This is a genomic window from Candidatus Pelagibacter sp. (assembly GCF_052049835.1).
Lineage (GTDB): Bacteria > Pseudomonadota > Alphaproteobacteria > Pelagibacterales > Pelagibacteraceae > Pelagibacter.
Window position 1 is genome coordinate 214522 of the sequence record NZ_JBNGZF010000002.1, and the last position, 19859, is coordinate 234380.

Below are 19859 nucleotides of genomic sequence, written 5' to 3' on the forward strand. Positions count from 1 at the left end.
TCAAATTGCTTCATTTAAAATAAAATCAGTAGTAACATTAATTGAAATACTAGGATTTCTTTTAATTATCAATTCTATTTCATTTGTTTTTTGAAAAAGTTCTTTAGTTTTTTTAAGATTTAATATTTTTATTTGCTGTTTTATTACTTCTTTATCTTTCCAAAATATTGGAGGTTTATATGAAGATAAAGCTTTTTCGATATTTATCTTAATATTAGGATCTAAGTGCAGGGACTGAAGTCTTTTTAATTTTGATAAAAAGATTCTTAAAATCAATATGCAATCCTCTTGGTTAAAATTGTTTTCATTTAATATTTTATTTAATTTTTTCTTATTTTTAGATAAACAACTATCTACTAATTCACTCAAATCATAATTTTCAGACAAATTACTAAGTTTTAAAATTTCATTAATACCAATATTTTTTTTTCTAAAAGAAAAATTTACAATTTTTTCTAATTCATTGTATAGATTTTTTCTATCTCCTTTTGCTCTTTCAGCTAATATGTTTAAATCTTGCTGTGAAATATTTATTTTTCTTTCTCTTAGAAATTTTTGAGCTATCAAGCATAACGTTTGAATATTATCTTCATAAAATGCGACACAAATTGTACTTTTAGATTTTTCAAAAAAATTTCGAACTTTTGATCTCTTTTCCAATACATTAGCAACAAATATTATTGATACATCGTCGATATTTTTATGAACTAATTCTTCAATTAACTTAAAAAGTTTATCGGATGTTCTCTTAACAATTATTAATTTTTCATTATCAAAAAAAGATTTATTAACAAGTTTTTCTTGAAAACTATTAATATCATCTAATATTTCTTTTTCTTCGTAAGAAAAAATATTTTTTGGCAATATTGGTTTAAGTGAAGTTTTTATTGTTTCTTCAATTAATCCTTCGTTTTTTCCATAAAGTAAAAAAAAATTTTTGTCCTTTATAATATTTTTTTTTAATTCGAAATATTTAACAATCATTTAGTAGATTAGATGAATTATTATATCGTCCACAATTCCGTTTATTAAATTTTCTTCTATTTTGTTCTGATACTCTTTAAATTTAAATTTATTTTCATCGGAATTATATGAAAAATTCTTTTGTATTACTTTTTGATCAATAACATCCTCATTATTATTTAATATAAGAATTTTTACATTTATAGTAGTTCTATAAGATACAGCTTGTCCTTTTGAATTTTTAGAGGTTATTTTGATTTCTTTATTACTTTCTAATGAAAGTTTATTTAAGTTCTCGTCATTTTTTACTAGAACAAAAGGAAGTTTTGAATAAATCTTATCATTAATTTTTCGATCTCCTGAATAAATTATTTCATTGATATTTATATTTTTTGTATTTTCATTGGCTTTGTAAATCGGCTGATATCCACAAGTAGTTAAAATTAAAAGAAATACTATAAGAATTTTTTTCATGGTTTAATAATTAAATTTAATATTTTATCCTGAACATAAATAGTTTTAAAAATATTTTTTCCCTCAATATATTTATCTACTAACTTATCATGTTTTATTTTTTCTAATATTTTTTTCTCACTCAATCCTTTTTCAACTGAAATAACAGATCTTTTTTTCCCATTTATCTGTATAACGATATTGCTTTTATCATTTTTAATAAATTTGTTATTTACATTTGGCCACTTAATGTCACTATTTTCATTAATTTTTTCAAGACATTCATTAGCAAGGTGTGGAATTACCGGAAGCATGACAATTAAAATTTTTTTATAATTCTCTTTAAGATTTGAGTAATTCGAATTAGTCTCTATGATTTTATTAAAGAATGTATAAATTTCATGAAATATCGCAATAATTACATTGTACCTAAATTTCTCTAGAGCAAAATTTATTTTTGTAATTGCCTGATTAACAAATAAATCTATTTCTTCGTTAGAATTGACTTTATTATTATTTAAAATTAAACAAATTTTTTCATTTTGTGACCAAAACTTTTGAATATATTTAAATGAGGAATTCATGCCAGTTTCTGACCATTGAATATCTTTTTCAGGTGGACTGTCAGACAATATAAAAAATCTTACTGAGTCAGCACCATATTCATTAATCATTTTTTCTGGATCAATTGTATTTTTTTTTGATTTAGACATAGACTCAGAGGGACCAACTTTTACATTCTCCTTAGGTCTATCTTTAATAAAATAATCTTTTCCATTTTCTGAAAAAACTTCGTCTGGACTTAACCATTTATTATCTTTATCTTTGTAAGTTTCATGACAAACCATTCCTTGAGTGAATAATCCTTTGAAAGGCTCTTTTAGGTTAAAAGTTTTATTATTAAGCTCTATAGCTCTCACAAAAAATCGAGAATATAATAAATGTAATATTGCATGTTCAATACCCCCAATATATTGATCTACAGGCATCCAATAATTAATATCTTCTTGGCTGAATGGAAAATCCTCATTTTTAGCAGAACAAAATCTTAAAAAATACCATGAAGAGTCTACAAAGGTATCAAGCGTATCAGTTTCTCTTATACATTTTTTTCCATCGATCGTGACTGATTTCCAGTTTTCTTCACTATCAAGTGGGTTTCCATCAGTATTAATTTTTTCAATATTGGGTAGAGCAACAGGAAGATTTTTTTCAGGAATTTTTACAACATTATTATCTTCATCATATGCAATTGGAATTGGACAGCCCCAATATCTCTGCCTAGAAATACCCCAATCCTTTAATCTATAGTTTATTTTTTTGTTTCCTAAATTATTTTCTTCAAGATATTTTATTGTTTTAGATATAGATTCTTCTGGAACAGATAACCCATTTAAAAATTTTGAGTTGATTATTATACCAGTCCCTGTATGAGGTTCTGAGTTTACTTCAAAATTGTCACTTTCATTTAAAGGTTTTACAACTGTTGTAATTTTTAATTTATATTTTTTTGCAAAATCAAAGTCTCTCTGATCGTGTGCTGGGCATCCAAATACAGCTCCAAATCCGTAGTCCATTAAAACGAAGTTTGCAAAAAAAACAGGAACTTTATTATTTTTATCTAATGGATTTATTGCCAACAAGTTAGTCTTAAAACCAATTTTCTCTGCTTGAGCAATAGACTCTTCAGTTGTTCCTGTCTTAGAGCACGTTTCTTTAAATTTAATAAATTCAGGGTCCTTTTCGTAAAATTTTGATAGAGGGTGGTCAACTGAAAGTGCTAAAAAAGAAAATCCAAAGAGTGTATCTGGTCTTGTAGTGTAACATTTTATTGAATTTACGTTATCTAAACCTTCAATTGGAAAGTCTATTTCACAACCATAAGATTTTCCAATCCAATTCTTTTGCATAGTTTTTACTTTTTCTGGCCATTCATTTAGTTGGTCTAGATCATTTAGCAATTCTTCAGAAAAATGTGATATTTTAAAAAACCATTGATTTAGTTTTTTTCTTTCAACAACAGCACCAGACCTCCATCCTTTTCCATCAACAACTTGTTCGTTTGCTAAAACTGTTTTATCAATAGGGTCCCAATTTACATAACTTTCTTTCCTATAAACTAATCCTTTATCATAAAGATCTAAAAAAAGTTTTTGCTGATGTTTATAATATTCAGGTGAACAAGTTGAAATTTCTCTATCCCAATCAATTGAAAGTCCTAGCTGTTTTAACTGATTTTTCATTGTTTGAATATTTCCTTCAGTCCAATTTTTTGGATTCAAGTTGTTTTGTCTAGCTGCATTCTCGGCCGGCATTCCAAATGAGTCCCAACCCATTGGATGGAGTACATTGTAACCTTGAAGTGATTTGTATCTAGCTAATACATCGCCTATAGCGTAATTTCTAACATGACCCATATGAATTTTTCCAGAAGGATACGGGAACATTTCTAAACAATAAAATTTTTTATGTTTTGATACAGAAGACTTAAATGATTTATTATCTTGCCAAAAAGTTTGCCATTTATTTTCGATTGTCTTAAAATTGTATCTTTCCACAAATTATTTCTTTTTGATTAATTTCTATCACTTGGAGCAAGTACAGAATTCAAACTTCTTTTCGGATTTGAATCAATAATATCCTTTTTGTATTTAGCGGCTCTTTTTAAGATTGCAACTTTTAACTCATTTTCTATTTTAGGATTACTCTGGGAAATTTTGCAGTTAACAGTCCTCTCACATTTTTTACTGAAGACATTAATTTTTAGGGCATCAGCTCTAATTTCATTAGACAAAAATCTAATCGATATTTTGATTGAATCGTTAACATTACTTTGATCGCTATACCAATCTGTTATAATTAATCCCCCTCCATAATCAGCTGAAGTAAGAGGCATGAAATCCAAGATATCTAAACTCGCTCTCCACATTTCATTAGATGTTGCAAAGTCAAAATCACCACCACCTTTTTTATTCATTTGCCCCATAATTGTAAAACCCCTACCTTCTTCTAGGTTTTTTTTTATTCTTTTTTCTGGTTCTGGCGGATAGTCTCTCGCGCTTACAGGACGATAAATGCCACAAGAATTTAAATTTATTAAAATCAAAAATAACCCTGTGAATTTAAATAAAATATGTTTAATTTTTATTTGAGAGAACATAAAAATTACTCATATATAGCAATAATTGTATAAAGAGTAATATTTAGTTTAAAAAAACCAGAAAAAGACTATATTTTCTTATGTTTATTTGTTGCAAATATGCAACAAATTTTAAAAAAAATTGAAAAAACCTCTAATTTAAGCAAATTTTTAACCAAAAATGATAATTATTCTATGTTTATAATTATAAATAACAAATAGGAGTAAATATGAACAAATTAGCAAAAGTAGGATTGACTGCATTAGCAGGCTCTCTTGTTGCTACATCAGCTTTCGCTGGAAGTATGAGCGTAAGCGGATCTGCTAAGGTGACTTACGGATCAACAGGTAGTGAAAGAGTGACTGGAAACCCTTTCAGCAATTCTAAAGGAATTACATTTTCTGGTTCAGGTGAACTAGACAATGGTTTCACAGTAAGCACTGGTTACACAATGACTAATGCTGCGTTCTCATCATCATATGTATCATTAGATATGGGTGATGCTGGAACATTAAGCTTAATGAACTCAACAGCATTAGCTGGTATCGATAAGTTCGATGACGTTATGCCAACAGCTGGTGAAGAAGTTTGGGATGATGTTGACGCTGATGACAATGGTGTTGTAGGAACAACTTCTGCAAACGCTATTGGTTATGAAGTATCTGCAATGGGTTTAACTATTTCAGCTTCATACGCTAAAGAATCAGTTGGAACTGCAAACTCTATAGTTCTAATTGCTGATGACTTAGTGGATGGTTTGCAAGTAGGTTATGGTACTGGTAAAGCAGCAGTAAGTGCATCTGTTGAAAATGATCATTCAACAGCTTGGGCTAAATACACTGCTGGTATGGCTACTGTAGGTATCCAAACTTCTTCTATCGACGCAGCTTCTGCTGATGAAGATAGATTAGGTATGGCAATATCTTTAGCAGTTAATGAAAACATGAGTGTATCTTATGGTGTATCAACTGTAGACTTTGAAACTGCTTCATTAGATGATGAAGAAAGTTCAGGTTTCTCAGCATCATATACTATGGGTGGAATCACTATTGGTGCAGTAATGAACCAAACTGATTCAGTAGCTGGTTCATCTGGAACTGACTACTCTAAGAAAGAAATTTCAGTAGCATTCGCGTTTTAATTAAACGTAATTTAAATTATATCAACGGCCCCAATATGGGGCCGTTTTTTTTTGAAAAAAAGTAATACCAGCAAATCCTATACAATTTATTAATTTAAGTTTTTTTAAATTTTTATCTGATATACCTCCAAGTGCTACAACTTTTCTATTAGTTAAATTAGCTAGAAGTTTAAATTTGTTTACACCCAAATAATTTTTATTTCTTTTAAATAATGATGATAAAAATAAAATTTTTGTGCCTTGTTTCTCTTTAATTTTTATTTCTTTATTATTGTGAGCTGATCCGACGATTAAAAAATTTTTTTTTATTGAAAATGATAAATGATTTAGTTTTTTATTAAATGAAGGAATGTACGCTCCATCTAAATTTAATTTGATAGCTAATTTAATATTATTAGATAATAAAAACTTAAAGCCAGCTTTTTTACAGTATTTCTTGAGTTTAATAATAGTTTTTAAATTATGTTTTGAATTGTAATTTCTATAGATAATACTTGTGGTTGTTGTTAGTTTGTCTAAACTTTTTGTATCAAATTTATTAATAAAGTAATATTTTTTTAAATTATTTATATGCATAGCACGGTTAAAAATTTGTTAGATATACAAGACACTATAAAAGTTAAGTTAAACGAAATAAATATTAATAATTATCCAAAAATTATAGCTGTTTCAAAGACATTTAAAATTAATCAAATATCACCTTTAATAGATCACGGACATATTGATTTTGGTGAAAATAAAGTTCAGGAAGCTATTGAAAAATGGACAGAAGTAAAAAAAATAAATCCAAAGATTCAATTACATATGATTGGAAAATTGCAAACAAATAAAGTTAAATTTGCTGTAAAATTATTTGACTATATTCATTCAGTAGACAGTGAAAAACTTGCAAAAAAAATTGCTGATGAACAAAAAAAAATAAATAAAAATCTTAAAATATTCTTGCAAGTTAATATCGGTGATGAAGCTCAAAAAGCTGGAATTAATAAAAACGAGCTTAAACTTTTAGTTAATTACTGCAAAGAAATTAATTTAGATTTAATTGGCTTAATGTGTATTCCACCTGCTAATATTAATCCTGAAGTTTATTTTGATGAAATGAAAAAATTAAATAGGTCCCTTGGTTTTGAAGAGCTTAGTATGGGGATGTCTTCAGATTTTATTATAGCTGCCAAATATGAATCAACATTTATTAGGATTGGATCTAGTATTTTTGGTCAAAGGTCCTAAAAAATTTTTATTTTTGAATCTTTATTTATTAATTTAAGCAAAATCAAAAAATCCTTTTCCTTTAAAGCAATGCATCCAGCTGTAGGCTTATAATTTTTAGTAAGATGAATAAAGATACAACTACCCATCCCAGTGATAGGTTTTTTAAAGTTGTATTTAATTGGAATTAATAAATCATATTTGTTGTCTTTTCTTTTTAATTTTTCATGACTGATCTTTTTTTCAATTTTAATAAGTTTGTTATATTTTCCCGGATAACTAATGTCATCACACCAACCCATATCTTTTTTTATTTTGATACATTTTAGTAAAGTTAAAGGTTTCTTAATGCGATCTTCTCTAAAATAAAGATTCTCAATTTTAAAAATACCTTTTGGTGTTTTTTTATCTCCCTCTTTTTTGTTGCTAGTTAAACCTTTTTTTCCAATACAGCACTTTAATTTAAATTCATCTATTTCAAGAGTGTGTTTATTTTTTACAAAAATTGTCATATTCTATCTCTAGTGAGCAGCCAGAATTTAATAATATATAAGTTTAAAGAATTATATCAAATCCTTCAGGAACTTGGAGCAGATTTAAATTTTAATATTGTATTTGAAGATAGAAAGGATTTTTTAAATGAAAGAGTAAAAAATTTGAATAATTATTTAATTATACCAAATAAAAAATACTCAGATATTCAAAATCAATACGTTTTAGATAGCTTACCAATTAATCTATTTAAATTAATTGAAAAGATAAATATTGAATTTTTAAAATTGCAATTTAACAGCCAATCTGAGGTGAAAGTAAATAATTATACTATTGATCTAAATTCTAGAGAAATGTTAACAAAAAATATTAAGCTTAAGTTGACTGAAAAAGAAATAAATACAATTACTTATTTATCTAAATCGGAAAAACCAGTTGGAGTCGATGAGTTACAAGAAAAAGTTTGGAGTTATCAGTCTGAAATAGAAACTCATACTGTTGAAACTCATATTTATCGATTAAGAAAAAAAATTTTAAATACATTTAATGATAAAAATTTTATAATTAGTGAAAAAAATGGCTATCAAATCAAATAAGAAGAATCCTATAGCTAAAGATTTATTTACCAAAAAATACAAACCAAAAATAGTTAGGCCCAAAAAAGGGAAGGGAAGTTTTAAAAGAAAGAAAATTTAAGTTAAAGTCGTGCCCCAATTTGCTGAATTATTTTAGATGACATTTCAGTACCTTTTTCGAGACACTGTCTTGTAGATAATTTTTTAATATACGCATGTAAAAAACCAGCAGCAAAAAGATCACCTGCACCTGTAAGATCAATAATTTTTAGATTTTTTTGTATATCACTTTCAACGACGTCATCACCATTAACTGCAATTGCACCCTTTTCTCCTCTAGTTACAATTACTAATTTACCAAGTTGTTTTGAAAAGCTTATAACTTCATCAAAATTTTTCGCTTCAATTAATGACGTAATTTCTTGTTCGTTAGCAAAAGTTATGTCAAGTTTGTTTTTTACTAAGTTTAAAAAATGAGGTTTGTGCCTATCTACGCAAAATAGATCTGAGAGCGACATTGCAACTTTGTTTGCATTATTAATAGCTTTATCAAACGCTTTCTTGGGCTCTCCTTCATCCCACAAGTAACCCTCTAAAAATATTATTTCACTTTTTTTAATCGCATCTGAACTAACATCATTTTCATTTATTTTTCCCGCTGTTCCCAGAAAAGTACACATTGTTCTTTCAGAGTCTGGTGTTACCAATATTAAACATGTTCCAGTTGGTAATTCTTCTTTTTTTTTTGAATAAAAGTATTCTACATTTTCTTTTTTTAAACCTTCCTCGTATTTTACTCCAAATGCATCATCAGAAACTTTACCTATAAATCCAACTTGATTTCCAAGTTGAGATAATCCAACAATTGAGTTTGCTACAGAGCCTCCAGAAACAGTTTTTTCAATTTTAAGATTTTTTAATAAATTTTTGAACTCATTTTCATCAAAAAATAATTTCATTGTGCTTTTTGTCAGATTATTTTGATCAATAAAATTGTCATCTACTTTACAAATGACGTCGACTATTGCATTTCCTATTCCTAAAATTTTCATATTAAGCTTTTTTTGTAGTAACAGGTTTTTTTCTATTTGGATAGCATGTAGTACATATTTTACATGTTAAGCCGTAACAATCTCTTGCCTTACAATATTCTCTGCCATAAAAAATCATCTGTAAGTGAAGTTTAGACCAGGTTTTTTTAGGAAATATTCTCTTCAAATCTTTTTCAGTTTGAACTACATTTTTTCCATTGGTTAAACCCCATCTCTGTGCAAGTCTATGAATATGTGTGTCAATAGCAAAAGCTGGATACCCAAAGCCTTGGGACATTACTACACTTGCTGTTTTATGACCTACACCAGGCAATTTTTCGAGTTCTTCAAATGTTTTAGGTACCTTACCCTTGTGTTTTTCTAAGACTTGTTTCGACATCAAATAGATGCTTTTTGCTTTGATTCTAAAAATTCCAATTTTTTGTATTAATTTTTCGATTCTTTTTCTTCCTAATTTTACAAAGTGTTCTGGTTTATAGTATTTTGGATAAATATTTTTTGTTACATTATTAACGTTTACATCAGTGCATTGTGCAGAAAGTAGTACAGAAATTAATAGAGTGAATGTATTTTTGCTTTTTAAAGGAACAGGCGCTTTAGGGTAAATTTTATTTAGAGTGTTAATGATGATTTTTGCTTTCTGTTTTTCATTCATTATGAAAAGTTAAGCAAATCTCTCATGGAATATAATCCTGGTTTTTTTTTCATTAACCATTTAGAAGCAGTTAAAGCCCCATCTGAATAAAGGGCTCTATCAAAAGCCTCATGGTTTAATGTAATTATTTCTTTGCCACTTGAGAATTTTACTTCATGTTCCCCAATAATTTCACTTTTTCTAATCGAATTAAAATTAATTTTTTTTCCATAAGGGAAAGATTTTTTATTTAAGAATTTTTTACCAATTAAATTATATAAATTTTTATTTTTTCCATTAGCAATTCCTTTACCTAGCATTAATGCAGTACCAGATGGGTAGTCTTTTTTATGTTTGTGATGTACTTCAAATATCTTACTTAAGTATTCATCATTTAATGATTTTGATGCAATTTCAGTTAAATACATTAATAAATTTACACCTAAGCTCATGTTGCCTGCTTTTAGAATAGGTATTTTTTTTGAGAATTTTTTAATCTGGTTTTCTTGATTTCTCGTAAATCCAGTAGTGCCAATTACTACTTTTTTTTTTAATTTTGATGCTATTTTAAGTATATCAAGTGTGCAATTAGGTACTGTAAAATCAATAATTACATCAGTTTGTTTAAAGGCTTTATCAGAATTTAATTCAGGTTTAATTCCATTAAATTTTTTGTTCACTAATCTATTCTCTGTAAGTGTAACTAATTTAAAATTTTTATTTTTCTTTGCAGATTTTATGAGTTGTTGACCCATCCTTCCCATGCATCCTGAAATAGCTAAATTAATTTTTTTCATTTAGATAATATTAACCTTTTTTAAAAGATTAGTCTTTTAGTTTTTCCAGAAATCTTTTGCTTTTTGAAAAAATTTTTTAATACTTGGATTTGATTTATCGTTTTCAATTTCTCTGAATTGCTCCAATAATTCTTTTTGTTTTTTATTTAAGTAAACGGGCACTTCTGTTTTAACTTGAACATATAAGTCACCAAAATCACCCCTTCTCATAAATGGCATACCTTTACCTTTTAATCTGAATTGTTTTCCATTTTGAGTACCATCGGGAATTTTTATTTTTGCTTTTCCACCATCAATAGTAGGAATTTCAACCGTTGTTCCTAAAGCTGCATCAGCTAAGGAAAGTGGAAATTCAAAAAATAAATTTTCGTCTGATCTTTTAAATAAGTTATGTGAATTAATATTAATAAACAAATATAGATCTCCTGTTGCGCCACCCCTTGTTCCAGCTTCACCTTTTCCTGCTAATCTAATTCTTGTTCCATCATCTACACCTTTTGGAATTGTTACAGATATTCTTTTAGATGCTTGTTTTTTACCCTGACCATTACAATCATTACAGGGATTAGTAATTTCTTCACCATTTCCATTACATTGAGGACAGGTTTGTTGTACAGTAAAGAAACCTTGGTTAGACCTTATTCTTCCATTACCTCCACAGTATGAACATCTATCAGGCGAATAACCTGGTTTAGATCCGTTACCTTTGCAAGTTCCACATTGTTCTGATGTAGAAAATTTAATGTCTTGTTTTTTTCCGTGGTAAGCATCTTCTAAAGAAATAGTTAAATCATATCTAAGATCGGATCCTCTATTGTTTGATTTTCTACTCCTTGATCTCCCACCTCCTCCAAAATCTCCAAAAAAATCTTCAAATATGTCTGAAAAATCTGCGCCACTGAAACCACCAAAGCCACCACCTGATCTACCACCACCGTTTTCAAATGCAGCGTGACCAAAGTTATCGTAGTTTTGCTTTTTTTCTTTATCGGAAAGTATTCCGTAAGCTTCACTTGCTTCTTTAAATTTTTCTTCTGCTTTGGAATCTCCTGGATTTTTATCAGGATGATATTTAACAGCTAGTTTTCTATATGCAGATTTTAATTCCTCTGGGCTTGCGCTTTTGTTAACGCCTAGGACATCGTAATAGTCTCTTTTAGCCATCAAATTACCCCAGACAATTAAATGTCAGTTTAAGCGCTTTTTTCTTTATTCTCGTCTTTTACTTCTTCGAAATCAGCATCAACAACATTCTCGTCTTTTTTACCTGCATCATCACCACCATCATCCTTTCCAGACTCTGGTTTTGCAGTTTGTTGTGATTTATAAATTGCTTCACCAAGTTTCATTGAAGCTTGAACTAAAGTTTCAGTTTTTTTCTTGATATCTTCAATATCATCACCTTTTAAAGCTTCTTTTACAGCAGTTGACGCATCTTCAATTGCTTTTTTCTCTGCATCAGAAATTTTAGAGCCATGCTCTTTTAAATTCTTTTCAGTAGAGTGAATTAGAGTGTCTGCTTGGTTTCTAACATCAACAGACTCTCTTTTCTTTTTATCAGCTTCTTTATTAGCTTCTGCATCTTTAACCATTTTTTCAATTTCTTCATCACTTAGTCCGCCTGAAGCTTGGATTTGAATTTTTTGTTCTTTACCAGTTCCTTTGTCCTTAGCTGAAACATTTACGATACCATTGGCATCAATATCAAATGTAACTTCAATTTGAGGAACTCCTCTTGGTGCCGGTGCAATACCTACTAATTCAAAATTACCTAAGGCTTTATTGTCAGCTGCCATTTCTCTTTCACCCTGTAGAACTCTAATAGATACAGCAGGCTGATTGTCTTCAGCAGTTGAAAATACCTGACTTTTTTTAGTTGGTATTGTTGTATTTTTATCAATTAGCTTAGTTGAAACTCCTCCAAGTGTCTCGATACCAAGTGATAGTGGAGTTACATCTAACAGAAGTACATCTTTAACATCACCTTGTAAAACTCCCGCCTGAATAGCAGCACCCATTGCAACTACTTCATCTGGGTTTACACTTTTGTTAGGATCTTTCCCAAAAAAGTTTTTTACTTCTTCAATTACTTTTGGCATTCTAGTCATACCACCAACCATAACCACTTCATCAATTTCACTAGCAGTTATTCCAGCATCTTTTAGAGCTGTTTTGCATGGGGGCATTGTTCTAGCAATTAAGTCCTCAACCAAAGCTTCAAGTTTTGCTCTAGTCATTTTTAAATTAATATGTTTTGGACCTGTTTTATCTGCAGTAATAAAAGGTAGATTTATATCTGTTTGTTCTGCAGAAGATAATTCAATTTTTGCTTTTTCAGCAGCTTCTTTTAATCTTTGTAAAGCAAGTTTATCTGACTTAAGATCAATTCCATTATCTTTCTTAAATTCAGAAATTAAGTAATCAACAACAGCATTATCAAAATCTTCACCACCTAAAAAAGTATCACCATTAGTTGATTTAACTTCAAATACACCATCGCCTAACTCCAAAATAGAAACATCAAAAGTTCCACCTCCTAAATCATAAACAGCAATTTTTTTATTTTGCTTTTTATCTAAACCATATGCAAGTGATGCTGCAGTCGGTTCGTTAATAATTCTTAAAACTTCTAACCCAGCAATTTTCCCCGCATCTTTTGTTGCTTGTCTTTGTGCATCATTAAAATATGCTGGTACTGTAATTACAGCTTTGGTTACAGCTTGGCCTAAATATTTTTCAGCTGTTTCTCTCATTTTTTGTAAAATGAATGCAGATATTTGAGAAGGTGAATATTTTTCTCCTTTAGCTTCAATCCAAGCATCACCTTTTTCAGAGTTAATTATTTTAAAAGGCGCAGCCTCTACATCTTTTTTTACAGTTGGGTCGTCAAAATTTCTTCCAATTAATCTTTTTACCGCGAAGATAGTATTTTCTGGATTTGTAACAGCTTGTCTTTTTGCTGGCTGTCCAATTAATTTTTCGTTTTCATCTGTAAATGCAACAACTGATGGAGTAGTTCTTGCTCCCTCAGCATTTTCTAAAACCTTAGCTTGTGTTCCTTCCATTATGGCAACACATGAATTTGTTGTTCCTAAGTCTATTCCAATAATTTTACTCATAATATTAATGTCTCTCTTTCGTCATATAGGGTTTAAATGTGAAACTACAAGTTGATCTCATAATTATTTATTTTCTGGATTTTCCTGATTTTCCTCAGTTTTTTCTTCCTTAATTGTAACTTTTTTTGACACTCCTACCAATGAGGGTCTAAGTAATCTGTCTTTTATAGTAAAGCCCTTTTGAATTTCCTGAATTATTGTTCCAGGTTCTTTCGTATCGTCCTCAATTTCCATCATTGCTTGATGAAAGTTTGGATCTAGTTTTTTGTTAAGGCTATCAATTGGTTTAATGTTATTTTTTTCAAATATTGAGATTAGATCTTTTTTAATAATATCTAAATGCTCTAGCGTCTTTTTTAATGCTTCAGTTTCTTTTAATTTATCGTCGCTTTCAAGAACATGTTTGGATCGATCTAAGTTATCAATCAAATTTAATGCTTCTTTCGCAAAACTATAACCACCATATTCAAAAGCATCTTCTTTTTCTTTTTCAAATCTTCTTCTTTGATTTTCCATTTCAGCAAAAGTTCTTGCCACTTTATCTTCCAGTTCAGCAATTTTTTCTTCTGGAGTTGGCTCTTTAACTTCTTCTTTAGGTTCTTGTTCTGTTTCTTGTTTATTTTCTTCGGCTAGATTTTCTTCAGGTTTCTCATTTTCTTTTACAATATCCTCTTTTTGATCTGCAGAAGTGTTATTTTTGATTTCTTCTTTTTCCATAGTCTCTTATATGGTAAGGATTTTAGTAATTTCTAGATGTATAAACAAAAAATTAATAAATTATTAATAGGTACTAATAACAAGGGTAAATTACGTGAAATCAAGAGTTTATTGCCTAAAAAAATTAAAATTTATTCTACATCTACTTTTAATCTTAGAAGCCCAGTTGAAAATGGTAAGACTTTTAAAGAAAATTCACTGATCAAATCTAAATATTTTTCAAAAAAGACAGGATTGTTATGTTTAGCTGATGACTCAGGTTTGGAAATAGATTTTTTAAATAAAAGTCCTGGGATTTATTCTGCAAGGTGGGGAGGAAAGTATGGGGACTTTAGTAAAGCCATAAAAAGAGTTTATAGAGAATTAAATAAAAAAGACAAAAATTGGAAAAATAAAAAAATAAAAGCAAGATTTATTTGTGCACTTTCTATTTCATATTTAAACAAAAAAATTGCTTGCGTCATAGGTAAAGTTCAAGGTCATATTTCACATGAAGCAAAAGGAAAAAATGGATTTGGTTATGATCCAATTTTTATTCCTTTAAAAAAAAAGAAAACTTTTGGAGAAATGAAGCCATCTCAAAAATATAAGATGGATCACAGATACCAAGCTTTTAAAAAAATTAAAAAATTTCTATAAGTTTTTGATCTTCAATTTTATAAAAATTAAGTCTATGATTTATTTTATTATTTTTGATATCGAAAATTCCTATTTTTCCTTTGAATGAGTTTTTTCTCTTAAAAATTTTATTTAGGTTTGCTGCTTTTGAATTTATTGACAAATAATATACCAAGCCAACAAGGTCATAACTCAATAGAGATAAGTGTGTAGGGTCTTCATTAAATGCATTAAAGTATTTTATTTTATAATTATCAAAATTTTCTTTATTTATTGAGGGATAATATAAAGGCTGGATATCGGTTTCGTTCAATAAACTTTCGTCAAACCATTGATTTAAAGTTATAAAATATTTATTTTTTGGAAGTACGTCAGTGTATAGAAGTGATGTAGATACGCTTTTTAGGCTTTCATCAAAATCTGAAATTACTACAGCATCAAAATTTAAACCACCTAAAGTGTATCTTTTTTCCAGTCTTTTTATTTTTTTTTCTTTATTTGGGTCATTTGAATTTTTTATCCTTTTTATTTCATCTTCTAAATTTTGTCTCCTTATTCTGTAGTTTGTAATTTCTTCTATTTGTTTTGTTAATTTTGTAGGATCTGTATCATATTCAAAATCCTTATAAATTTTGATTTTTGAATTTTTCATACCTCTTTTAACTTCAAATTCATAATCTTGGATTGGTGTTAAAAAGATAGTTCTTTGTATTTGATTGGTTTCTAAAAATTTTTTTATTGTATTAAATTGTGATGTAGAATTAATTCCAGCGGAGATTACATTTTTTGGAAGATCTAAAGTTTTGTTTGTTAATGATAAAAATGTTAAATTTTTCATTTCATCTAAATAGGTTAAACTTTCGTAGAACACAGGACCAATAACAATTTTTATTCCCATTTGACTTAATTCAAAAGCCGATTTTAAAGTTTGGTTAGCTTTGGTTGCGGTATCTTTAGGAAAAATCTCAATTAAATCATTATCAATTTCTTTGACAGCTAATCCAACTGCTTTAATAATTGACTCTCCAATTTCCTTATTTTCTCCGGTCATGGGTACCAATAATCCTATTTTGATTTTTTCTTGAGCATTAACATTTGAAAAAAAAAGAAAGTGAATACTTAAAAAAATAAAATAAATAATTTTAATTAATTTAATCATTTTGATGTTAGTATAATATTTTTCAAGCTAAATTATGATCATAAAAACACAATTTAAATTAAAAGAATACGAAAATGGTCTATATTTGGTATCAACTCCTTTAGGAAATCTAAAAGATATAACATTAAGAGCAATTGAAGTTTTGCAGCAATCTAACTATATTTTATGTGAAGACACCCGAGTTTCAAAAAATCTTTTAGATAAATTTCAAATAAAATCAAAATTAATTTCAAATCATAAATTTAACGAAAAGAAAAATTTATTGAAAATTATTGAATATTTAAAATCTGGAAAAATAATTTCTTTGATATCTGATGCAGGTACACCAAGCATTTCTGATCCAGGTTCAATACTAGTTAATGAGTGTATTAATAATGATATAAGAATTTTCCCTATTCCTGGCCCTTCGGCTGTTGCTGCAGCTATTTCAATCAGTGGGTTTTCAGATAAATTTTTATTTTGTGGTTTTTTTCCAGACAAAAAACAGGAATTATCTAATGAATTAAAAAAGTTTTCTGAATTTGAAAATTCTTTAGTTTTTTTTATTTCTCCTAAGAAAATAAACAAAATCATACCTGAAATAAAAAAAAACTTTAGTGGAAGAAAGATAGTTTTTTGTAGGGAAATATCAAAATTGTACGAAGAATTTATTAGAAAAAATGTAGATGAATTAGAATTATTTGAAAAAGAACCAAAAGGTGAACTTACTGTTGTTATTTCCGAGAGAAAAATAAATAAAAATATCTCTAAAAAATTAACTGAATCAGATATGAATATAATTAAAAAAATGATTAATAAATTGTCTACTAAAGAAATTACAGATATTTTAAGTCAAATTAGTGATGTGTCTAAAAAAGAAATATACAATTATTGTTTAGAATTAAAAAATGAAAAATAAATTAATAATTTTTATCTTAATTGGTCTTATTTTAACTGGATGTGTTGGTGTTGGTTCGAAAGGTCTTTTTGGTACAGGTGTTTCTGTTGCTTTAGATCCTAGAACAGTAGGCACTCAAATAGATGATTCAATAATGCAGAAAATAATAAGTGCAAAAATTTTAACTAGGGATAAAAAGCATATTATTTCGGTAAAAACAAAAGTTTTAGATGGTAGAATTTTTATAACTGGAAAAGTAGATAATCCAGAAGAAAAATTGATCATTACAAAATTAGCTTGGGAAACAAAAGGCGCTCGTTCAGTTAGGAACGATATAAAAATTAAAGAGGAATTTAAATTTAAACAATCTGCTAAAGATATATTAATAACATCACAGCTCAGAACAGCTTTGATTTTAAATAAAAATATCAAGTCTACTAATTATCAAATCGATACATATAAAAAAAAGATTTATGTTTATGGTATTGCGATTACACTTGAGGAAAAAGATTTAGTAATTAGTGAAGCTAAAGAAATTCTCGATGTAGAGGATGTAATTGCAAGTATAATTCTTGTTGAGGATTTGAGAATTCAACGAGAATAATTATTTTTTGTAATTTATAACCTGAGAAGAATAAGCAGCAATTGATGCTAAGTTAAGTATTTCAGAAGTTGATGATCTTAAAGGTGCAATTTCTATTGGAAGTCCAAGTCCAATTAATAATGGTCCAATAACCTTTGTTTCACCAATTGTCTTTATTAACTTATATGAAATCGCAGCACTATGTTGTCCAGGCATTATTAAAATATTTGCTTTACCAACTATCTTTGAAAAAGGATAAAGTTCCTCATACTCTGGATTAAGAGCAACATCTGGTTGCATATCCCCATCAAATTCAAAATTTACTTTTCTTTCTTTTAATATTTCAACTGCGCTTCGAATATGTTTTGTTCTGCTGGTAATAGGTTGTCCAAATGTAGAGTGGGATACAAAAGCAACTTTAGGATCAAATCCAAAAAGTCTAACAACCCTTGCTGTGGATATTGCTATTTCAGCCATTTGTTCAGATGTAGGATATTCATGAACACTTGTATCACCAACAAAAATAGTTCTTCCTTTATGAACTATCATGTTTAAGCCAAACATAATTTCACCTTCACGAACATCTACAACTTGTTTAATTTTTTCTAAAGAAGCTCCAAAACGTCTAGTATTTCCTGTAACAGCACCATCTGCGTCACCACAAGCAACCATACTTGTAGCCCAGACAACCCTATCATTTCTAATCATTCTGTCACAATCTCGTTCTAATAATCCTTGTTCTCTTTGCAATTTTTCAAATAAATGTTTTACGTATCTTTTTCTTTTTTCCTCATCTTTTGAATTAACAATTTCAATGTCAAAATTTTCACTATAACCGATATTTTTAATCTGTTCTTTAATTTTACTTTCTTTACCAACCAGGATTGGAATTCCTAATTTTGAATTTTTAAATGCTATAGCGGCTTTTAAAGTATTTTCATCCTCACCATCTGCAAAAACAATTCTTTTTTGATTTTTTTTAATAAATGAATTTATACCTTGCATGATGGTTACTGTTGGGTCTAGTCTTTGTTTTAGTTGATCTTTATAGAATTCAAAATCATCTATATTTTTCCTAGCCACTCCACTCTCTATTGCTGCTTTTGCTACAGCAGCTGGTATCACACTAATTAATCTTGGATCAAACGTAGATGGAATAATATAATTTTTACCGTAATGAGGTCTTTCTCCACCCATGGCTGCAACTACTTCATCAGGAACATCTTCTCTTGCAAGCTTAGCTATTGCATTAGCTGCAGCAACTTTCATTTCTTCATTTATCGTTTTGGATCTAACATCTAAAGCTCCCCTAAATATATAAGGAAATCCAATTAAATTATTCACTTGATTGGGGTAATCAGATCTCCCTGTTGCAACAATTGCATCATTTCTAACTTCTTCGATTTCCTCTGGGGTAATTTCTGGATCAGGATTAGCACAAGCAAATATTACTGGATTTTTTGCCATAGATTTAACCATCTCTTTTTTTAGAACACCTTTTGCAGACAATCCTAAAAAAACGTCTGCGCCTTTTATAGCATCCTTTAAAGTTCTATGTTTAGTTTTAACTGCGTATCTGGATTTCCATTGATCAATTCCATCTGTTCTTCCTTCGTAAATAACACCCTTTCTATCTAACATTATTATATTTTCAGATTTTACTCCTGAGTTTTTAAACAATTCAGTACAAGCTTGTGCTGAAGCTCCAGCACCATTAACTACAACTTTAATTTTTTTTATTGATTTACCACAAATATCTAAAGCATTAATTAATGCTGCGGTTGTTATAATTGCTGTTCCATGTTGGTCATCATGAAAAACTGGGATATCCAAAATTTCTTTTAATTTCTGTTCAATTATAAAACAATCTGGGGCCGCTATATCCTCTAAATTTATTCCACCGAAGCTAGGTGCAAAATTTTTAATTGATTTTATTATTTCGTCTGCATCTTTACAATCAATCTCTAAATCAATCGAGTCAATATCTGCAAATCTTTTAAATAATACGGCTTTTCCTTCCATTACAGGCTTTGATGCAAGAGCACCTAAATTTCCCATCCCTAATATTGCCGAACCATTACTTATTACAGCAACAAGGTTTCCTTTGCTTGTGTAATCATAAGCTGCTTCTGGGTTTTCACTAATTTTTTTTACAGGAGCAGCAACACCTGGAGAATATGCTAAAGCCAGATCACGCTTAGTTATCATATTTTTTGAAGAAATAATCTCAATCTTGCCAGGTTTTTTGTCTTTATGAAAATCTAAAGCTTCTTTATCTGTGTAATGATCTATTTTTGTTTTTTTCATTTCTGATAACAATAAGTGTACAA

At 28.6% G+C, this 19859-nt stretch carries 20 protein-coding genes; 6 read left to right on the forward strand and 14 right to left on the reverse strand.

Annotation, left to right across the window (positions count from 1 at the left end; translation table 11 throughout):
• Genes holA through ACTT9R_RS02685 form a run of 4 tightly spaced genes read right to left on the reverse strand, consistent with a single transcriptional unit; the run spans position 1 to position 4576 of the window.
• Complete coding sequence (gene holA / locus ACTT9R_RS02670; RefSeq protein WP_440926523.1) at positions 1-984, reverse strand: DNA polymerase III subunit delta; 984 nt, start codon at positions 982-984, stop codon at positions 1-3.
• A complete protein-coding gene (locus ACTT9R_RS02675; protein ID WP_440926524.1) occupies positions 985-1437 on the reverse strand; it encodes a hypothetical protein in 453 nt (150 codons plus the stop codon).
• Positions 1434-3974 (reverse strand): leucine--tRNA ligase, encoded by a 2541-nt coding sequence (gene leuS, locus ACTT9R_RS02680; RefSeq protein ID WP_440926525.1) that lies wholly within the window; start codon positions 3972-3974, stop codon positions 1434-1436. Before leuS ends, ACTT9R_RS02675 begins: the two co-directional genes overlap by 4 nt.
• Positions 3975-3991: 17 nt before the next feature.
• Entirely contained in the window at positions 3992-4576 is a 585-nt protein-coding gene (locus tag ACTT9R_RS02685; protein ID WP_440926526.1) for a DUF3576 domain-containing protein, read from the reverse strand.
• 209 nt (positions 4577-4785) lie between these two features.
• Between ACTT9R_RS02685 and ACTT9R_RS02690 the strand changes: the two genes are divergently transcribed.
• Positions 4786-5697 (forward strand): porin, encoded by a 912-nt coding sequence (locus tag ACTT9R_RS02690; protein ID WP_440926527.1) that lies wholly within the window; start codon positions 4786-4788, stop codon positions 5695-5697.
• Between the two features lie 21 nt (positions 5698-5718).
• On the opposite strand, the gene ACTT9R_RS02695 is transcribed toward ACTT9R_RS02690, so the two are convergent.
• Positions 5719-6273: a thiamine phosphate synthase gene (locus ACTT9R_RS02695; RefSeq protein WP_440926528.1), complete on the reverse strand. Its 555-nt coding sequence runs from the start codon at positions 6271-6273 to the stop codon at positions 5719-5721.
• Here ACTT9R_RS02695 and ACTT9R_RS02700 point away from each other — a divergent pair.
• A complete protein-coding gene (locus ACTT9R_RS02700; protein WP_440926529.1) occupies positions 6268-6927 on the forward strand; it encodes a YggS family pyridoxal phosphate-dependent enzyme in 660 nt (219 codons plus the stop codon). The genes ACTT9R_RS02695 and ACTT9R_RS02700 overlap by 6 nt on opposite strands.
• Here ACTT9R_RS02700 and ACTT9R_RS02705 read toward each other — a convergent pair.
• Complete coding sequence (locus ACTT9R_RS02705; protein ID WP_440926530.1) at positions 6924-7418, reverse strand: L,D-transpeptidase family protein; 495 nt, start codon at positions 7416-7418, stop codon at positions 6924-6926. The two genes, ACTT9R_RS02700 and ACTT9R_RS02705, sit on opposite strands and share 4 nt — an antisense overlap.
• A gap of 12 nt (positions 7419-7430) precedes the next feature.
• On the opposite strand from ACTT9R_RS02705, the gene ACTT9R_RS02710 reads away from it, so the two are divergent.
• Positions 7431-7994 (forward strand): response regulator transcription factor, encoded by a 564-nt coding sequence (locus tag ACTT9R_RS02710; RefSeq protein ID WP_440926531.1) that lies wholly within the window; start codon positions 7431-7433, stop codon positions 7992-7994.
• Between the two features lie 101 nt (positions 7995-8095).
• Here the strand turns inward: ACTT9R_RS02710 and ACTT9R_RS02715 are convergent, their stop codons facing one another.
• The 6 genes from ACTT9R_RS02715 to ACTT9R_RS02740 all read right to left on the reverse strand — a co-directional run bounded on the left by ACTT9R_RS02715 (position 8096) and on the right by ACTT9R_RS02740 (position 14292).
• Complete coding sequence (locus ACTT9R_RS02715; RefSeq protein ID WP_440926532.1) at positions 8096-9025, reverse strand: adenosine kinase; 930 nt, start codon at positions 9023-9025, stop codon at positions 8096-8098.
• A 1-nt stretch (position 9026) separates the two neighbouring features.
• Positions 9027-9680 (reverse strand): endonuclease III, encoded by a 654-nt coding sequence (gene nth / locus ACTT9R_RS02720; protein ID WP_440926533.1) that lies wholly within the window; start codon positions 9678-9680, stop codon positions 9027-9029.
• Positions 9680-10456 (reverse strand): 4-hydroxy-tetrahydrodipicolinate reductase, encoded by a 777-nt coding sequence (dapB, locus tag ACTT9R_RS02725; protein WP_440926534.1) that lies wholly within the window; start codon positions 10454-10456, stop codon positions 9680-9682. The genes nth and dapB overlap by 1 nt, the downstream gene beginning before the upstream one ends.
• 36 nt (positions 10457-10492) lie before the next feature.
• On the reverse strand, positions 10493-11620 hold the full coding sequence (gene dnaJ, locus ACTT9R_RS02730; RefSeq protein ID WP_440926535.1) for a molecular chaperone DnaJ: 1128 nt from the start codon (positions 11618-11620) through the stop codon (positions 10493-10495).
• Positions 11621-11649: 29 nt separating this feature from the next.
• Positions 11650-13575, reverse strand: a complete 1926-nt coding sequence (dnaK, locus tag ACTT9R_RS02735; RefSeq protein ID WP_440926536.1) for a molecular chaperone DnaK — start codon at positions 13573-13575, stop codon at positions 11650-11652.
• A gap of 63 nt (positions 13576-13638) precedes the next feature.
• On the reverse strand, positions 13639-14292 hold the full coding sequence (locus tag ACTT9R_RS02740) for a nucleotide exchange factor GrpE (RefSeq protein WP_440926537.1): 654 nt from the start codon (positions 14290-14292) through the stop codon (positions 13639-13641).
• 36 nt (positions 14293-14328) lie between these two features.
• Here ACTT9R_RS02740 and rdgB point away from each other — a divergent pair, with 36 nt between their 5' ends.
• Positions 14329-14931, forward strand: coding sequence for an RdgB/HAM1 family non-canonical purine NTP pyrophosphatase (gene rdgB, locus ACTT9R_RS02745; RefSeq protein WP_440926538.1), 603 nt, complete (start codon positions 14329-14331; stop codon positions 14929-14931).
• Here the strand turns inward: rdgB and ACTT9R_RS02750 are convergent.
• A complete protein-coding gene (locus ACTT9R_RS02750) occupies positions 14915-16069 on the reverse strand; it encodes an ABC transporter substrate-binding protein (protein ID WP_440926539.1) in 1155 nt (384 codons plus the stop codon). The two genes, rdgB and ACTT9R_RS02750, sit on opposite strands and share 17 nt — an antisense overlap.
• A 34-nt stretch (positions 16070-16103) precedes the next feature.
• Between ACTT9R_RS02750 and rsmI the strand changes: the two genes are divergently transcribed.
• Together rsmI and ACTT9R_RS02760 are read left to right on the forward strand one after the other, a co-directional pair.
• Positions 16104-16967, forward strand: a complete 864-nt coding sequence (gene rsmI / locus ACTT9R_RS02755) for a 16S rRNA (cytidine(1402)-2'-O)-methyltransferase (RefSeq protein ID WP_440926540.1) — start codon at positions 16104-16106, stop codon at positions 16965-16967.
• Complete coding sequence (locus ACTT9R_RS02760; RefSeq protein ID WP_440926541.1) at positions 16957-17550, forward strand: BON domain-containing protein; 594 nt, start codon at positions 16957-16959, stop codon at positions 17548-17550. Before rsmI ends, ACTT9R_RS02760 begins: the two co-directional genes overlap by 11 nt.
• On the opposite strand, the gene ACTT9R_RS02765 is transcribed toward ACTT9R_RS02760, so the two are convergent.
• Complete coding sequence (locus ACTT9R_RS02765) at positions 17551-19836, reverse strand: NADP-dependent malic enzyme (RefSeq protein ID WP_440926542.1); 2286 nt, start codon at positions 19834-19836, stop codon at positions 17551-17553.
• Positions 19837-19859 lie beyond the last annotated feature (23 nt).